This is a genomic window from Microcoleus vaginatus HSN003 (genome assembly GCF_022701255.1).
Classification (GTDB): domain Bacteria; phylum Cyanobacteriota; class Cyanobacteriia; order Cyanobacteriales; family Microcoleaceae; genus Microcoleus; species Microcoleus vaginatus_B.
On sequence record NZ_CP031705.1, the window covers coordinates 4401870 to 4419688 of the forward strand.

The 17819-nt window shown below is 45.3% G+C and carries 17 protein-coding genes; 6 read left to right on the plus strand and 11 right to left on the minus strand.

Features of this window, described 5'->3' with window-relative positions; genetic code table 11:
* Positions 1-31 precede the first annotated feature (31 nt).
* Positions 32-163, plus strand: coding sequence for a hypothetical protein (locus tag D0A37_RS29120; RefSeq protein ID WP_278187091.1), 132 nt, complete (start codon positions 32-34; stop codon positions 161-163).
* A 55-nt stretch (positions 164-218) separates the two neighbouring features.
* Positions 219-515: a DUF433 domain-containing protein gene (locus D0A37_RS19080; protein ID WP_242716694.1), complete on the plus strand. Its 297-nt coding sequence runs from the start codon at positions 219-221 to the stop codon at positions 513-515.
* Between the two features lie 167 nt (positions 516-682).
* Here the strand turns inward: D0A37_RS19080 and D0A37_RS19085 are convergent, their stop codons facing one another.
* The 7 genes from D0A37_RS19085 to D0A37_RS19115 all read right to left on the minus strand — a co-directional run bounded on the left by D0A37_RS19085 (position 683) and on the right by D0A37_RS19115 (position 9773).
* Positions 683-1615, minus strand: coding sequence for a bifunctional helix-turn-helix domain-containing protein/methylated-DNA--[protein]-cysteine S-methyltransferase (locus D0A37_RS19085; RefSeq protein WP_242716696.1), 933 nt, complete (start codon positions 1613-1615; stop codon positions 683-685).
* Between the two features lie 251 nt (positions 1616-1866).
* Positions 1867-2373 carry a MogA/MoaB family molybdenum cofactor biosynthesis protein gene (locus D0A37_RS19090; protein WP_242716698.1) on the minus strand — a complete coding sequence of 169 codons (507 nt, stop codon included), beginning with the start codon at positions 2371-2373 and terminating at the stop codon, positions 1867-1869.
* 83 nt (positions 2374-2456) lie between these two features.
* On the minus strand, positions 2457-2792 hold the full coding sequence (psb28, locus tag D0A37_RS19095) for a photosystem II reaction center protein Psb28 (RefSeq protein ID WP_242716700.1): 336 nt from the start codon (positions 2790-2792) through the stop codon (positions 2457-2459).
* Between the two features lie 336 nt (positions 2793-3128).
* Positions 3129-4592, minus strand: a complete 1464-nt coding sequence (locus D0A37_RS19100) for a DUF1565 domain-containing protein (RefSeq protein WP_242716702.1) — start codon at positions 4590-4592, stop codon at positions 3129-3131.
* A gap of 311 nt (positions 4593-4903) precedes the next feature.
* A complete protein-coding gene (locus D0A37_RS19105) occupies positions 4904-6643 on the minus strand; it encodes a hypothetical protein (RefSeq protein WP_242716704.1) in 1740 nt (579 codons plus the stop codon).
* A 159-nt stretch (positions 6644-6802) separates the two neighbouring features.
* Positions 6803-7783 carry an SMP-30/gluconolactonase/LRE family protein gene (locus D0A37_RS19110; protein ID WP_242716706.1) on the minus strand — a complete coding sequence of 327 codons (981 nt, stop codon included), beginning with the start codon at positions 7781-7783 and terminating at the stop codon, positions 6803-6805.
* Positions 7784-8048: 265 nt separating this feature from the next.
* Complete coding sequence (locus tag D0A37_RS19115) at positions 8049-9773, minus strand: zinc metalloprotease HtpX (RefSeq protein WP_242716708.1); 1725 nt, start codon at positions 9771-9773, stop codon at positions 8049-8051.
* A 226-nt stretch (positions 9774-9999) separates the two neighbouring features.
* Here D0A37_RS19115 and D0A37_RS19120 point away from each other — a divergent pair, with 226 nt between their 5' ends.
* The 4 genes from D0A37_RS19120 to folB all read left to right on the plus strand — a co-directional run bounded on the left by D0A37_RS19120 (position 10000) and on the right by folB (position 14774).
* Entirely contained in the window at positions 10000-11283 is a 1284-nt protein-coding gene (locus D0A37_RS19120) for a glutamate-5-semialdehyde dehydrogenase (protein WP_242716710.1), read from the plus strand.
* Positions 11284-11413: 130 nt separating this feature from the next.
* On the plus strand, positions 11414-12499 hold the full coding sequence (locus D0A37_RS19125) for a formylglycine-generating enzyme family protein (RefSeq protein ID WP_242716711.1): 1086 nt from the start codon (positions 11414-11416) through the stop codon (positions 12497-12499).
* Between the two features lie 397 nt (positions 12500-12896).
* On the plus strand, positions 12897-14264 hold the full coding sequence (locus D0A37_RS19130; protein WP_242716712.1) for a serine/threonine-protein kinase: 1368 nt from the start codon (positions 12897-12899) through the stop codon (positions 14262-14264).
* A gap of 153 nt (positions 14265-14417) precedes the next feature.
* A complete protein-coding gene (gene folB, locus D0A37_RS19135) occupies positions 14418-14774 on the plus strand; it encodes a dihydroneopterin aldolase (protein ID WP_242716713.1) in 357 nt (118 codons plus the stop codon).
* 105 nt (positions 14775-14879) lie between these two features.
* On the opposite strand, the gene nuoK is transcribed toward folB, so the two are convergent.
* The 4 genes from nuoK to nuoH all read right to left on the minus strand — a co-directional run bounded on the left by nuoK (position 14880) and on the right by nuoH (position 17805).
* Positions 14880-15185, minus strand: a complete 306-nt coding sequence (gene nuoK, locus D0A37_RS19140; RefSeq protein WP_228042566.1) for an NADH-quinone oxidoreductase subunit NuoK — start codon at positions 15183-15185, stop codon at positions 14880-14882.
* Positions 15186-15264: 79 nt separating this feature from the next.
* Positions 15265-15891: an NADH-quinone oxidoreductase subunit J gene (locus D0A37_RS19145; protein WP_242716714.1), complete on the minus strand. Its 627-nt coding sequence runs from the start codon at positions 15889-15891 to the stop codon at positions 15265-15267.
* A gap of 116 nt (positions 15892-16007) precedes the next feature.
* Complete coding sequence (gene ndhI, locus D0A37_RS19150) at positions 16008-16583, minus strand: NAD(P)H-quinone oxidoreductase subunit I (RefSeq protein WP_242716715.1); 576 nt, start codon at positions 16581-16583, stop codon at positions 16008-16010.
* Positions 16584-16686: 103 nt separating this feature from the next.
* Entirely contained in the window at positions 16687-17805 is a 1119-nt protein-coding gene (gene nuoH / locus D0A37_RS19155) for an NADH-quinone oxidoreductase subunit NuoH (RefSeq protein WP_242716717.1), read from the minus strand.
* Positions 17806-17819: the final 14 nt, after the last annotated feature.

Here is a 17819-nt window from a genome sequence, read left to right on the forward strand (position 1 = left end):
AACTGGCGATACACAATATTTCTAGTGTATTTTGACATACTCCGAAGTCCTCGATCGACCTTGCACCCTGAAATTTATCTGCGATCGATTGCGAAGGCAAGTAGCAAAAATAGTAATGCTATCGGGATCGATCGCAGATTGTACGGCTAGCTTCCCAGCCTAAACTGCTAAAAGTTGTAGGTTTAGATGAAATGGATGGTAGCGCTCCTTTGGGCATTATGCTCACGAAAATCAAAGGACTTTGGGATACAATTGTTGTAAAAGCTGGTAGCCAGTTGGCTAAATTTGTTATGACATTAACATCCCGTGTTGTTCATAGCGACCCCGATATTCTGGGGGGAACCCCTGTTTTTGTGGGGACTCGTGTACCAATGAGAACCCTACTTGATTATCTTGAGGCTGGTGATTCATTAGAGGTATTTCTAGACCATTTCCCTAGTGTCAGTCGGGAACAGACAATTGCAGCTCTTGAATTAGCCAAGGAAATGCTGACAGCCTATGCGAATCCTGCTTGATGAATGTGCCCCACGACCTTTAAAGCGTGAACTTGCTGATTACGAGATACGCACAGTTGTTGAGATGGGATGGTCAGGAAAAAAGAACCGTGATTGAAGTCGGAGGTTCTTAAAAGTTCTCTAGGCGACGCAGCAAAACAACGCCCATGCACCCGATCGCACAGAGGTTATGTGTTGGGAGCACAGGTAGTCTGCTGCGGGTGATTGACACCGTTAGATCGCTCTATTTCTGCGAGTGTGGTTCCGCAGATTGTACGGCTAGCTTCCCAACCTAACATGACTGTTTTACGCTCTACTCCCCAGCAATAGCCACCGAGTTCTCCAGATTCTCGAATGACTCGGTGACATGGAATTAGATAGCCAATCGGATTGTTACCGATCGCATTTCCTACAGCTCTCGCAGCAGTTGGGCGAGCTACCAGTTGAGCTATAGTCTGATAGGTCGCGATCGCACCAAAGGGCAATTTCAAAAGTGCTCGCCAAACTTGAATCTGAAAGTTAGTGCCTTTTACCAAGAGCGTTAGTGGTTTTTGCTCGCTCAGAGTTTCTGAATTGAAAATCCGGTCACACAATGATTGAGTGGTTTGCTCATCACGAATGATTTCAGCGTTTTTCCAGGTCAATTGCAGTCTTTTTTCGGCGGTTTGTTCGTCTGTTGTCTCTAAGAAATAAAGATTACAAATACCACGAACCGTTGTCGCGATTAGAGATGTGCCAAAGGGGGTATCATGAATGCCATAGCGAATTTGTAAACCTGCTCCGCCTGCTTTGAACTCCCCTGGTGACATTGCTTCCAAGTTCACAAATAAATCGTGTAATCGTCCGGGACTCGATAGTCTCACGTCCAATGTTAGGTCGAGAAGGCTTTTAGTGTGAGTGATTTTTGACTTGGCATATTCAACTGTCAGATATTGCAAAAACCGCTTGGGGCTAATGCCGGCCCATTGAGTAAATAGCCGTTGAAAATGATATTCACTCAGTCCGATGTGTTGGGCCACAGTTGCCAGATTGGGCTGGTTTAGGTGGTGTTGTCGCATAAAGGCGATCGCCCGAGCAATCCGGTGATAATCTTCGCTAGCATAGACACTCGCATTCTGCATCGAAATCATCTAGTCTAAATCAAGGGAATTTTGATGTTTCCTTACTTTAGCCATAGAGTCGGCTCAAAGCCACCCGTTTCTTGCGGTGAATGCAGTCAGTCGATTTTAGATTTTAGATTGAAGAAAGCCACCTAACTGCTAAACCCCGGGGCTTGCGATGAGGATTCAAAGCTTTTTTCTCGATCCACGGATGCCTCGGGCGACTTGTAACCAAATTTATTTCGGTTAGTCAATTAACCGAACTTTCGCTCTCACCCTCCGCGCAACTGCGTCACCAAGTGAACTAATTCAGGTAAAATTAGCTTTTCCACAGCTAGTTTCACACCATTGCTAGAGCCCGGGAGAGAAAAGACTAACTTGCCTTGATACACGCCTGCAACGGCGCGAGAGGCGATCGCCCTTGAACCAATTTCTTGATAGCTCAAAAACCGAAATATCTCCCCAAATCCCGGTAAAATCCTGTCTAGCAAACTCTCCATCACATCATAAGTCGTATCTCGGGGAGCGATGCCCGTGCCGCCGTTAAAAATGATTGCATCCACATCTTGGCGCTGGGAAAAAGCCTGCATTTGCAATACAATTTTGGCCGCATCATCTTTAACAACAGTGTAAGCTACCACAGAGTGACCCGCATCTTTTAGCAGCTTCTTAGTTAACAAGCCGCTATTGTCTGTTTCACGCGAGCGGGTATCGCTAACAGTAATGATAGCGCAATTTACGGTTATTTTAGATAAGTCGGGGTGAGGAATTTGCGTCATAGTTTCTTCTTCTAAGCAATCGGCAATCGGCAACGGGCGATCGGCTAATTACCAATTACCTATTACCAATTACCAACTACCCATTATGCCTTGCTAAATCCTAAGCCGTTTGCTTCCGAGTAGCGTTCCATGAAACGCATAAATCGATCCCATTCTTCGGGACTTCTCATTAGATAAAGAGCTTCCAAACCCGCAGGCTGGCCGTTGATGAACTTAGCCTTAACCTCGCGAGTGAGGAGTTCGCCTTCTTCGTCGATCATGTACATCCCAGTAATGTCTTCGGTACTGGTGCTGCTGAGAGCTTTGGGATTTTCAAAGATAAACGTGGCAGTGCCTTGAGCTCCCGTTTTAGAACGGGTTAGGCGCACTTCGGGCACAGCATCTTCGTCTATACCCCGAGAAAATTGAATTTTAGCCATAATCTGACAGTCGAACCTTAAGGATTGCTTAATTTCTTAATGTTTAATCATAAAACGATTCGGGTACTCGCAAATCAAGACTTGAGAGAGTGGAAGTGGGTGAGAGTTGGTGAGAGTCGGCGAGAGTGAGGGAATTGGAGACAAGGGCGAGGGGAGATGGGTTGGTTCTTCTGAGATATTGCACCATTCTCAATAATCCTTTCAGGGCGGGCAGGATGCCCACCCCACAAGAAAATCTACTCTTTGTGGAACAGGCATCTTGCCTGTTCTTAAGAATGGTGCAAGATGTGAGTTTTTTGTACCTCAAGTTATCCTCTCCCTTGTCTCCCAATTGCCTTAGACGATGTAAGGAGAGTTAATAGGATCGGCCCGCTTTATGGCTACGAGAGTTTGGTAGAGGAGGGCGGATATCTCGCCACGGGTGATATCGTGGGCGGGGCAAAGCTTTTCGCGCGCGGGATAGTTGACCACGATTTTGCGCTCTGTGGCGGTTGCTATCTCGTCGGTGGCAAAACTGGGAATCTGAGCTCGATCGACATAAACGCTCAAAGAATTGGGGTTGCCGCCCGCCAACTGCAAGCCGTTTACCAAAGATACGATCGCCTGAGTTCTAGTCAAATTCTGCTCCGGGCGAAACGTGCTGTCTGGATATCCAGCCAAAAAGCCAGCTCGATTAGCTTCGACGATCGCACCTTGCGCCCAAAAATCCGCCGCCACATCCTTAAAAACCGTCGCCTCACGGCGCGGCACCAATTCCAACGCCTTCGCCAACATCGCCGCATACTGAGCTCTAGTTACAATCTCGTAAGGTTGAAAAGTGCCGTTAGGAAACCCGCTAACAATATTCATCTTTGCCAAGCGATCGATAAAATCTTTAGCCCAATGGGTGCTGATGTCGCTAAACTTTAGCCCGCCAGGAGTCGGAGTTGGCGTCACATTGCCCAAATCAAATAAACCTTTCACCCGCGAAGAATTGAGCTGATTTCCCACCGCAAAAATCTTAATCCCAGTCGCATTTTGCAAGTCGAATTCGCCGTTATTCTGAAAGATATTCCCGCCCAAATCTTGAGCATTACCCATATCTGGCCGCGACTTCCCCGCCGCAGTCAAACCGTATTCCGTATTTTTTTCGATGCGATTATTGCGTAAAATCGGCTGAGATTCCCCCGCTACAACTATACCGGAGCGATTTTCCAAAATTTGGTTATCAGCAATCAAAGGAGCCGACTGAGCTTGCAGAGAAATGCCGAAACCGGTCTTTTGAAAAATATTGCGGCGTATTGCTCCTTTAGCAGTTCCCGTCATAATCACCCCAGCCGCAGAGTTTCCCACAAATATGTTGTCGAGAATCGCAGGATTAGCGCTGCCCGTGGCAAAAACGCCTTCGCGCTCGCATTGAGTGAAAGTGCAGTTAGCCACAGTGGGAGAAGTTGACTCAATCCAGACTCCCGTGCCACGACTATCGAGATTAGTAACAGTTACTCCCCGCAATTGGGAATTAGTTGCTAGTAGTATGGTGATATTTTGGTCTGCAGCGGTGGGACTGACAAATTTGCCGCTGCCTTGAATCAGAATGCCTCTACCTTTGTTAGCTTCATTGCCAATAACTTTTACTCCCGAGGGAATTTCCAAGGGGAATTTTTCGCCACTAGCTGCGCTGTAAGTTGCCGGTGCTAGGTGAATCGTAGTTCCTGATGCAGCGCGGGCGATGATGGCGCGGGCTATAGTTTTGAATGGAGCCGATTGGGTGCCGGCTGCGGAATCGCTGCCTGTTTGTGGGTTGACGTAAAGTGTTGCCATGTTTTTGCCCAAGAGATAATTGGCGATCGAGCTTTTGTGGAATTTTCATTGTCTACCAAGCAGACCCCGGATCTATATTCACCTTTGAGGAGATTATTTAATTGCACCATATCCGCAACATTACTCATCAGCAGTGGCAACTGCAGGGGGATTGTCCCTACAAATCACTAAACTACTAATTTTATGGTCGCCAACCGGGTTTTTTGCCTCCAGTTCAACCGGAAAACCGAGATTTTTAGTCGATAGACCCGATTTTTTTCTGGTTCCCAGTCAGAGGATGGTAACGGATTTATTTCTGGTTCTGATCCGTCTTAATTCCCGGTCAATTTTACAATACAAGACGCATCCAAAACCACTACAACTTCATTCTGAAAAACAGCACAGCTTGTCATTGCTGAAGCTAAGGTGGGAATTTTCCCTTGTTCGAGAGAAAGCCTCGCCTCCGGTGTAGCATCAAATTGATTTAGCCAGCCATCATCCTTTACATACTGAAGAGTCAAAGCATGGCGATCGATCATCCAAAAATCAACTCCATAGCTATTAATAAAGTTTTGCAATACAGCTTGATCTGGAGTGTATTGAGCGCGAATTAAATCGTTAAGTCGCTGCCGATATTTGCTGTAGTAGCCTTTCTGATACGGCACTGCATATTCCTTTGCCACCAGAACCGAACGCTGACTAAATGTTGGCAACTGGTCAGTCTCTGCCGCGATTGAAGCAATCAGGATATCTTTAGGTTGTTGCTCAAAAAATTTGTACAAAGCCGGCATTTTACCTTCTACATACCCGACTATAGGGAATTTTTTGACAAAGCAGGGATAAAGCACCACGGCGACAGCGATTATCGTTGTCGTAATTAGTGCAACAAGATTTTTTATATCAAATATTGTTGCGGTTGTTGATGCCCAATAACCGACTCCATCAATGATTAACGTTAGGGCGATCGCAGTTATCAACACAACAATAAATCGCAAGCTGTAGGCAGTATAGCGACCTGGTTGATACAGCTTAAAAATGGTAGCGTGAGCCGCAAAAAACATCGCTGATGATGCTAAAAATAGCTGAAGCAAAAGCCAGATTTTGCTTTGAATCTGATTTGCTAAGGGAAAAGCCGATCGCAAAAACAGCAGCAGCGGAAATAACAGCCCGACACAGTGAGTTACAGGCGTAAACAGCGACTTGGGAAACATCCCGCTGCCCCGCCCTGTCAACCAATAATCTTTAGGATTTGGATGAAAAAAAGCATTTCTGCCCTTGGGGACAAATTCGGCCATTTGCTTCGCTTCTGCTGCGGTATAAGTTGGGCCAAATTCAGAGTTATCTAAGGCATAGGGCAGCATTACTAAAAAGATTACTCCCAAACCTGTAGTGCAAAATAGGTAATTAGTTCGATCGCCCGACAAGCGCAAACCGCCGTTTTTCCAGCATAGCAGGCGCAAAACTAAAATTCCGGCAGCAACCAAGGCGTAAGGAGGATAGAATAGTCCGATAAGTGCGATCGCTCCCAAACAAGGCAGCAAGGAACTGCGGGACAAATAATATAAAAAAGCCAGAAATATCGGATAGATAAAAGCTCTTGCCGTTGTGGAAGCCAAATCATCTGTCATCCACATATGCTGATTTAGCAGCAAAGATGCAATAAATCCAGTCATCGGCACTGGCAGCATTTCTAGGCAAAGGCCAAAACAGTAATAAGTGGAGATTAAGCCGAGAAATAGCGGCAATATTTTGTGAAGAAATAGCGGATGAATGCCAATTGTTGTGGCTAATTTGTAGAGCGTGCTGTATCCTGCGGGGGCGACTGATTGAAAGTAATTAGCAATGAAATCGTTGGGGAATAATTCAGGATCGACAAACCGCATCATCCAGAAAACGTGCTGCCTCGCATCGTCTTGCACCATATACTCGGCGCTAAAGACTTGCTTGAGTCCTAAAATAGCATAAAGTGCAGCAAATGTCAAGCTTAAAGTCAACCAAAATATTGTGTGCGATCGGGATGTGCGATCGACTGTAGCAGTTAGAAATTTGTGCAACCGAGCTATTAATACCATTTGAGATTTGAGATTTTAGATTAAAGAATTGGGAATGACTGATTTTCCAAAGTACGATTATATTATGCCCGCTCAATGACCCCTAATAAAAAGTGTTTGCCGTAAGGACTTTAGTCCTCACGACAAACAGCTTTACTTTCAACTGCGCCCTATTTTAGATCATTTTCCAGCCCGCACGCCCGCAATTTTAAGGCGAATCCGATACAGACTTGTACTTCCCGTAATATAAAGCGTTTTGCGATCGCTTTCTCCCCAAGCCAAATTAGTCGCCGTCTCAGGTACAGAAATCTTCCCCAAAAGCTTACCATCCGGCGAGAAAATCCACACTCCCCCCGGCCCGGTGCTGTAAACATTCCCCTCTACATCAACTTTTAAACCGTCGGGAACTCCGCCTTGACTAGCGTCTTTTAACTCCGCAAAAAGCTGCTGGTTGGTAACAGTTCCGTCGGGTTTTACATCAAAAACGGCAATGTATCCTGCTTCCGAATTGTTGACATACAGTTTTTGCTCGTCGGGTGAAAAAGCGATGCCGTTCGGCAGCACCAAATCCTTAACCAGCAGAGTTAATTTTCCGTCGGGGGTCAGCCTGTAAACACCGTAAAAACCCAATTCTTCCTGCTCTTTACTAACACCGTATGACGGATCTGTGAAATAAATGCTGCCGTCCGATTTAACGACCAAATCGTTCGGACTGTTGAGCCTTTTTCCCTCATATCTATCCGCCAATGTGATAACTTTGCCGTCTTTTTCTGTGCGGGATACGCGGCGATTTTCGTGTTCGGCAGTAAGTAGGCGATTTTCTTGGTCTAAAGTATTCCCGTTGGCTTTTCCCGAAGGGCTGCGAAATACCTCAACTTGCTGATTTGAGCCGAATTTATAGATGATATTGGCGGGAATATCGCTGAACAGCAAAAAGCCGTCGGGATGCCAAATTGGGCCTTCTATAAATTGGAAATCGCTAGCTAGTTTTTCTAATTTTGCGCTGTCATCAAGAATACGTTGCATGGTATTTTTTTTGTCCTGGTTTTCCGTTTGGGCGGTCAACTTTGTTAAGTTACCCCTGAGTTTCTGGCTGGGGTTGCTGACTGCTAAACTTAATACTATCAACAAGAAACTGATTGTAGCAATTTTGATTGTCATGTTTGCTCGTAACTGAATTACTTCCTTCTCACCATAAGATTACCTATCTTCTTTTTTATTTCTTCCTTTCTTATTTTTTTGCTACAAGAGCGCTATCGCGCCCCTGCGCTAACAGGTCGAAAGCGGTTCGTCAACTCACTATTTGGATAAAAAAAACATAATTCAGAGGGGTATTAAATTCGATAGTACCGTATCTAAGAAAAAAAAGAAGCTCGAAAATGCGAGCTTAATTATATTTAACTTAAAAGGTTTCACCTGTCAACTGTTAAGCTGGAAATGAAACAAATAGCACCGCAATCCCAAGAACGATCGCCCCTATACCCATCACAACAGACCAGAAGCGGTGATAACTCTTAACCGTGGTACCGCTATCGCTTTCAAGCTGAATCAAATCCATCCAAGGTGCAACACCCCGACGGAACCAACCCAAAGCGCTAACATCCATTCCAATCAAACTTTCAACCCGTTTCATGCCAAACATAAAATTACCAATTGGCCCAAAACGAGAAGCATAGCGCAGATAAATCATTCCCGTTGAGTCTTGCAGTTTCAAATCAGAACCGAAGGTATAACCCGCATCACCGCGACCAATTAATTCGCCTTGTAGTTGCGCCGGTTGACCCCGCAAGGGACTTGCGTAAGGGTCAGACATTAAGGTTAAAACATCCAAGTGTTCTGCTTCTTCGTAATTGGGGAACATCACCAAAGTCTTGACCAAAATTCCTGCACCCAAACCGATTAAAGGACAAGCAACCATCATCATCGGGTTTACAGCATACAGCGAAATGCCGATCGCAAAACCCACCGCTAAGCCCAGAGTTTCTGCACTGTACAGTAGCAAATCGAACACAAAATTGCCGTACAATCTCCGCTTGCTCAAATCGTTGCCTTCGCCGATAATTCGGCCCATGTCAAACTCAATATCCAAGCCTAATTGTTCGGCATAAGTGCTCAAAGCGCGAACTCGTTTACCAGTCAGCGGATGAGTCGAGTTCAACTCCATCCACCAACCCCAGGGATTAAACATATCCCACAAAAACACTCGCCCAATTTTTTCCGGTTCCGAAGTAATCCTGTAAGCAGTGCCGGTAGATGTGGCAGCTTTGGCATCGTAAATGCCTAAAGCGCGAGTTCCTTCTAATAAGTGGCTGGGTTCGGTGGCTCTTTGTCCTTCTTCCAAAATACCGTAAGCAATTTTTACCAAAGCGCGAGACAAAGCATTGGGATTTCCGGTTGTTTCGGCTGCAAAATGGTCGGCAAAATATTCTCGCGTCCGCGACAAATACAGTAATAAATAAGTCCCTGCGATGTAAAAAAAATAAGCCACAGCAGCTACAGTACCGGCAGCATCTTTAGCTTTGTCGCCACCACTTCGACCCATTCTTTGAGTTGTAGTGTAAATTAAATAAGTAATCTGCACCAAAGTCGAAGCTAAAGTCATTACTGCAAAGTCCCAGTGGACGATGTGACCGAGTTCGTGGGCGTAAACAGTGGCAATTTCCTCGTCGTCTAAATAGGTAAAAAGACCTTGACTGACGACTAAGCGAGCGCTGTTTGGAAATGAACCGTAAGTAAAAGCAGTAGGGTTTTGGTCGTCGATAATTCCTAAACGCGGAGAAGAGAGTTTTTTCTGCTTGCAAACCTTCTGAATAACTTTTGCTGTTTCGGGACTTAGGCTTTCAATTTCTGCTAGGGAAACCCAGCGCGTATGGTAGAGCCACTTTTGGCTTAAGTCCATCAAGTAAGGCGATAGGAAAAAAGCAGCGATGTTAAAAATCAGAGTTATGGGAAGTGCGATCGCCAATCCGGCGACGGGATCGGGACTGTTGAGAATCAAAACTGAGGCTAATGATAGCGCTAACACCATACCAAACAGCAGGCTGATGGTGACGCCGGAAGCTAAAACGAGATTTCCGCCAGTTTTCTGTATCAGTTTAACGCCGGCTTTGGTGGCTCGCCCTGCCTTGCGTAAAGGGGCATGAGATGACATAATAATCTCCAAAGGTTATTGACAAATGGAAATGACCGTGGGATTTTCTCTATATTTCACTGTTGTAACCTGTTAATACGGATTGCTGTAACGGGTCTCAACAAAAATATAGAATTTCCTCTAGAATTGTTAAGACTGAAAACCGCCCCTAAATTTATTTGTGCGGATTCAATTCACAACTCAAAATTCAAAACCCAACAATCAAAACTATTTAAAAGTTACTGCCATGTCTATTATTGAAATTGCCCAAAAAACGCGCGTATCTGCTAGAAAGTTGGCAGTTTTGTCCGCTGATGCCAAAAATCAAGCTATTGAAGCTATTGCGAAAGCTTTAGAAGCTGCTGCGCCGGATATTTTGGCGGCGAATGCGGCTGACTGCAAGGCGGCTGAGGTGGAGGGAATTGCGAAACCGCTGTACGATCGCCTCAAGTTGGATGAGAGCAAGTTGAAAAGTGCGATCGCGGGCGTGCGCGACGTTGCGAAACTCCCTGAGCCGATCGGCGTCGTGCAAATTCACCGTGAATTGGATACAGGATTAATTCTGAAGCGTGTAACCTGTCCTTTGGGCGTTTTAGGCATTATTTTTGAAGCGCGCCCAGAAGCTTTAATTCAGATAGTATCATTGGCAATCAAATCGGGCAACGGCGTCATTCTCAAAGGAGGCAAAGAAGCAGTCCGTTCCTGCGAAATCTTGACAAAAGTGATACATCAAGCATTAGCAGAAACCGCAGTCAATCCCCAAGCCGTGCAGTTGCTGACAACGCGGGAAGAAACAATCGAACTCCTCAAAATGGATGAATATGTAGATTTGATTATTCCCAGAGGTTCTAATTCCTTCGTGCGGTTCGTGCAGGAAAACACGCGGATTCCCGTGTTAGGACACGCCGACGGAATTTGTCATTTGTACGCAGACAAAGCGGCGGATATTCAGAAAGCAGTAGAGATTTCTGTCGATGCAAAAACTCAGTATCCAGCAGCCTGCAATGCCATTGAAACCTTGTTAGTTCACAGTGCGATCGCCCCTAAAATCCTGCCCGCTGTTGCCGCAGCTTTGCAGCAGAAAAAAGTTGAATTGCGGGGAGACGAAAAAACTCGCGCCATCCTCGAAAATATTGCCGAAGCGACAGAAACAGATTGGTCTACAGAATACAGCGATTTGATTTTGTCAATCAAAATAGTAGATTCTCTGGAAGAGGCAATTAACCATATCAATACATACGGTTCCAGACATACCGATGTCATTGTTACCGAAGACAGCGAAGCAGCCGAAACTTTTTTAAATGGAGTCGATGCGGCCGGAGTTTATCACAATTGTTCGACTCGATTTGCCGACGGTTTCCGCTATGGTTTCGGTGCAGAAGTGGGGATTAGTACGCAGCAAATGCCACCTCGCGGGCCGGTCGGTTTAGAGGGGTTGATTACCTATAAGTATCGAGTTGTTGGAGATGGCCATGTGGCCGCGAGTTATGTAGGAAAAGATGCTAAGGGATTTACACATCGAGATTTGTAATACAAGATTTACGCAACTGGCATAATTAGTAGGGTGCGTCCGAACCCGAGTTCCTGAATAATCACCCTAGAACTGCGTCTGACCCACCCTACAACTCGATAGAACTGTGACACTTACCTAAGTCCCGATTATGACAGAAAATCCAAATCAACCCAGAGAATACGATGCTGTCCTTGGTGGTGAATCTCAAGTGCCATTGTCGGCAGCCGTTTTAGGCGGGATTCCCGGCGTTAAAAGTCGGTTAGCTTCTCCCATTGTTGAGGTTAAAATTGCTGCACTGTCTGAAGCGCTGAAATATGGAGAGCCAGGTTTAGAATTAATAATTGGGGCACTGCAAGATGAATCAATCGCGGTGAGATTTGCAGCCTATTCGCTGCTCAAGGATAGAGATGAATTAAATTTAAAAGGGCAGTTCCAAAAATATTTGCCTAATTATGAGTTTGATGTAATAACAGTAAATGCTCAAGGAAAAGAAAACAGTCGCCGCCGTCATTATGCTCACTTCTTCCCCGAAGACTTAGGGAATGGAAGTGTACAGGAAATGGTTTATATTCCCGGCGGCACATTTATGATGGGTTGCCCAGCAAGAGATAAATATAGAAGAGATAAGGAAAGTCCGCAGCATCAAGTAAGAGTACCCGCTTTTTTTGCAGGCAAATATTCCATCACCCGAGGACAGTGGCAAGCACTGATGGGAAACAACCCATCGTGGTTAAAATTTGAAAAACGTCCTGTACAAGTATCGTGGGATGAGGCCGTCGAATTCTGCGATCGACTCTCGCAACAAACGGGGAAAAAATATCGCCTCCTGAGTGAAGCAGAATGGGAATATGCCTGTCGTGCGGGTACAACAACCCTATTTCATTTTGGGGAAACCATTACCCGGCAATTAGTCAACTATGAGGACGACTACCCCGACAGACCACTCCACTCGAAACAACCAACCGATGTCGGGAGTTTTCCCCCCAATGCCTTTGGACTGTACGATATGCACGGCAATGTTTGGCAATGGTGCAGCGATAGGTGTCACGAAAACTATAACGGCGCACCAACTGACGGAAGTTCCTGGGAAACCACAAATAATTACCGAGTGATGCGTGGCGGCAGTTGGGCTAACTTCGCGGGCCTTTGCCGCAGTGACTATCGCTGCTTGGTCTCGGAGGGCGGTAGGAGGGTGTACGGGGGTTTTCGCGTAGCGGTTTCTTCCTCGTCCTAGTTTTCCCGGCGAGGACTCTTCTTTACCCTTTTACCCTCTGCACTTTTTCCTTTTCCATGACGGCCGAAGGGCGATCGAAATCGCATTTTACCTAAATTTTAAAAGAGAAAGCAGTTAGAAGCTTTCAAAGAGCATAAGTTAGGAGAAAAAGTAGGTGAATAAGCGCGATCGCAGTTGGGATGATTTTAAGAGTGCGCTGTTATATTATTGTTTGTTTCCCACATAGATGGCTGGTAAAACCCACCCAATAGCCTGTAGATAGTGAATCTTAAGCAAAGTGTCCCTCCTTTTTCATCCATCCCAAAAAAAGCGATCGCCCTGACATTCAAACAAACTTAGCTACAATAAGCTATACTGTGCTCGGCGACTCCCCAACTCGAACAATTTGCCGTGGTTTATGTCTAACTCCTCCCTCCTCGCCCCCGGTTCGACTCTCGAAAAACGCTACCGCATTCTCCGCGAATTAGGCCGTGGTGGCTTCGGGCGCACTTACCTCGCCGAAGACATCAACCGCTACAACGAATCTTGCGTACTCAAAGAGTTTTCTCCGGTAGTTCATAGCCCGAAAGCTGCCGAATTGTTCGATCGCGAAGCGAGTATGCTTTACCACCTCCAACACCCGCAAATTCCAAGATTTCGAGAACTCCTGCGAACGGATTTGGGCGGGAATCCATCTTTATTTTTAGTGCAAGATTATATCAAGGGTCAAACCTATGAAGAAATATTGATATCGCGCCAGCAGCAAGGTAAAAATTTTACCGAAGCCGAAGTTACTCAACTGCTATTTCAGCTTTTACCGGTTTTAGAATACATCCACTCAAAAAATTTAATTCACCGCGATATTTCCCCGGATAATATTATTCAGCATGACGCTGACAAACTACCCTTTTTAATTGATTTCGGTTCAGTCAAACAAATCGCAGCCAATGCCGTACTTCAGTTTAACGGACAATCGGATACGGCGATCGGGAAACAGGGTTATTCGCCGGCCGAACAAATGCGGCTGGGTAAAGTTTCTGCTGCTAGCGATTTGTACGCTTTAGCCGTCACGGCTTTGGTACTGCTAAGCGGCAAAAAGCCTCAAAAATTGTACGATATCAATAATAAAACTTGGGATTGGCGATCGCACGTCAGTGTCAGCCCAAATTTAGCCAGCGTATTGGATCGGATGTTAGCAGAACAACCGGGCGATCGCTACCAATCTGCAAAAGCAGTCCGCGAAGCACTCAAAGATCCAAAACTCTCTCACATTGGCAATATAATTTCCCAAATGGTGACAATGAACTTTGTCGGCCGCCCTTTCAAAAACACCACTCAAACTGCTACCAATAATCATACTCCTGTTCACCAAAATCCTCAAATTGTTAATAACAACAGCACATTCAACTTAATTCCTTGGAAAACCCTAGGCAGTTTAAGTGTGATTTTGGTGCCAGGAATTTTAGCTTTTAGTGTAGTCAACTCTGGTTTCACGTTGCCCAAGTTGCCGGAATTACCTAAATTTTCTTCGCGCCAGCCACCTCCCGATACATCCTTAGAGCAAGCCGAAATAATTCGTCAAGAAAAGATTGGTCAACGACGCAAAAATCTCAACATTAATCAAGATATTTTTTATCAAAAAGTGGATGAATTATATTACAATAAATATCCAGAATTCCAAGGTCGTACCTTGACAGAAAAGCCAGAAGATGCTGAAATTAGGCGGAAATGGTATGAAGTTGCTGAGGATTTATTGGACAAGTTGGAGAAAGGAGGAGAGTTGTGAAATTTAAGATAAAATAGGAGTGATTGAACCGCAGAGGGCGCCAAGAGCGCAAAGGGAGAAGGAAAAGGGCAAAAAAAGAGAGGGAAGAGAAAGATAACTTTATCTGGTTTAATACAAATTGGTATAGGCAACGCACTTTTAGTTTATTGCAAAATGGATTCTATTCAACTTACAGGAATTCGCTGTTACGGATATACCGGCTATCTGCCGGAAGAGCAAGTTTTGGGGCAGTGGTTTGAAGTGGATGTTACTCTCTGGCTCGATTTATCGCAAGCTGGAAAAAGTGATGATATTGAACATACTCTTGATTACCGCAGCGCAATTACTTTGATTAAAAAGCTAGTCCAAGAGTCGAAATTTTTATTAATCGAACGCCTAGCAGATACTATTGCTCAAGCGCTTTTACAACTACCGTTAGTCCAAAAAGTTAAACTACAACTCTCGAAACCTGCTGCCCCCATCCCTGATTTCGGGGGTAGAATTACTCTAGAAATTACTAGAAGTCATTAGTCATGAGTTCTTAGTTCTTAGTTCTTAGTCCTTAGTCATCAGTCTTTAATCTGCATTAGTTTGTCGCTAATTACTGATGACTGATGACTGATGACTATTGATTAATTACCACTTCAGCAAGTTAAATTCTTCCATGTCTACGGTATTGCGGTTGCGATAAATCGCCAAAACAATTGCCAAACCCACCGCCGCTTCAGCCGCCGCTACCGTAACTACAAACACGGTAAATACTTGGCCCTTAATTTGTACAGGGTCGAGATAATTGGAGAAACCCATCAAATTGAGATTGACAGCATTCAGCATCAACTCGATCGACATCAACACGCGCACTGCATTTCTGCTGGTAATCAAACCGTAAATACCAATACAGAAAAGTGCGGCGGCTAATAACAGGAAATACTGGAGTTGCAGTTGCATAAATTTTGCGATTTTGTCTCAATCTAAAGTTACTACAAAACTAACACTATGGTGCGCTTAGCGCACCATAATATTACTTAGATTCTGGCGAAGACACATCTCCGGCAGAAACTAATTCGCGAGGTCTTTCCGGCAAACTCAAAGCAGGTGTTTCGGATAGCTTCTTTGACAACAGTTCATCCGGGAAAAAATCACGGCGCGCCAACACAATTGCCCCTACCATTGCCATCAACAAAAACACTGATGCTAACTCGAAAGGCAGCAAAAAGTCGGTGAAGAAATGTTTGGCGATAGTGACGATCGAACTTTCGGCCGGTGCTCCTGTCGTTGCGACAATAGCCCAAGGAGTAGACACCACCATCGTACCCAAAAGCGCAAATAAGCCTACGCAAACTACTGCTGTTGCTATTTGACGCACCCAAGCGTTGGGAATTATGCGGAAATCTTCTCGCTTGTTTACTAGCATGATGGCAAACAAAATCAAGACGTTAACAGCACCAACATAAATCAATACCTGCGCGGCTGCTACAAAATCAGCATTCAGCAACAGGTACAAGCCGGCAATGCTGGTAAATACGCCGCACAGCAAAAATGCTGAGTAAACGATATTGGAGAACAGCACTACTCCTAATGCTCCTCCAATCATCATTACGGATAGTATGCCAAATGAAACAATTTGAACCCCTTCAGCTAGATTCACAATTTTTTATCCTCAATCATTAGTTTTCTATTGTTCGTTTTTACTCATTAGTTAGCAGTCATTAATAATTGGTTATTTCACTAATGACTGATGACTACTGACTAATGACTAATTACCTACTTTTCGAGAATTTCCTCTGAAGGTAGACCTGCGCGCCGATCGCTGCTGGGAACTTCATGAGGGTTAATCACACCTTTCGGCAAATAAGCGAATTCCCGCAGCGGTGTCACCATCGGGTCATCTGTAACCTTGTAAGGTAAACGTCCGAGGGCTACGTTGTCAAAATTCAGTTCGTGACGTTCGTAGGTGGCTAACTCGTATTCTTCTGTCATGGACAAACAATTAGTCGGACAATATTCTACGCAGTTGCCGCAGAAGATACACACTCCGAAATCTATACTGTAGTGCTTGAGCTGTTTCTTCTTAGTTTCTTTGTTAAATTCCCAATCCACCACAGGCAAATTGATCGGACACACCCGAACGCAGACTTCGCAGGAGATGCACTTGTCAAATTCAAAGTGAATTCTCCCCCGAAAACGTTCGGAAGGAATTAGTTTCTCGTAAGGATACTGCACCGTAATCGGTCGGCGTCTCATGTGGTCAAAAGTAACACCTAGACCTTGACCGATATACTTAGCAGCTTGAAGAGTCTCTTTGGCGTATTCGCCTACTTGATTGAGGAATTTTAGCATGGTGTTCTCTCTCTGTACTTGAGTTTTTGGTAATTGCTAATTGATAATAGGTAATTGGTTAACAGCTATTTTTGTTTAGCTGTTGCCCTTTACCTATTATTAATTAACCGCCAAAAGCAAAGGGAAAGGCAAGTTTCAAAGCTGCGGTCAATAGCAAATTAACTAGAGCAACGGGAAGTAAAAACTTCCATCCCAAATCTAGCAATTGGTCGATCCGAACTCGCGGCAGAGTCCAGCGGAGCAGAACTGCCAGAAACAGGAAAAAGTAGGCTTTCAACATGGTCATCGTAATGCCCAGCAAGCCAGTAATTACCTGCAACCAAGGAGTCGTCTCGCTCAATCCCAGGGCATTTGTGAGCACTTCGACAGGAATCGGGCATTCCCAGCCGCCGAGGTACAAAACTGCTACTAGCAGGCAAGAAAGGACGAGGTTAACGTAGGAAGCGATATAGTACAAGGCAAATTTCATGCCCGAGTACTCAGTCTGATATCCTGCTACCAATTCTTCTTCTGCTTCCGGGAGGTCAAAGGGCAACCGTTCGCATTCTGCTAGTGCTGAGATCCAGAAAATCAGGAAACCTGCGGGTTGTCGCCAGATATTCCAGCCGAGAATGCCGTAGTCGGCTTGCTGGTGTACGATGTCGATCGTACTGAGGCTGTTGGACATCATCACAACTGCCAATACTGCCAAAGCTAGGGGAATTTCGTAGCTGATGGATTGAGCGGCTGCTCTGAGTCCACCTAGGAGGGCGTATTTGTTGTTTGAAGCATAGCCGGACATCAGCAAGCCGATCGGCTGAATGCTAGACAGGGCAATCCACAGAAATATCGCTGTCCCCATATCGGCGATCAGCATATGCTCTCCGAATGGCACGATTAAGTAGGAGAGAAAAACTGGAATCACCACAATTACCGGGCCTAGGGTAAATAGTAGCGCGTCAGCTTTTGCCGGTACAATGTCTTCTTTGAATACCAACTTCAGACCGTCAGCAACGGGTGCTAAAACTCCCAGAGGGCCGATGAATTCCGGGCCTACCCGCTGTTGAGCGGCGGCGGAAATTTTCCGTTCCAGCCAGACGCTAGTGAGTACCCCGAAAACGGCAGCGACAATCATCAGCACCATTGGCAGTGGTAGCCAAAGCACTTGGGCGATGTCCGCCGGTAAGCCCCAATTCATGAGGGCTTCTACGAAACTTCCTTGTAAGTCAATTCCTGGGTTCATTTGTCCAGCTTTTG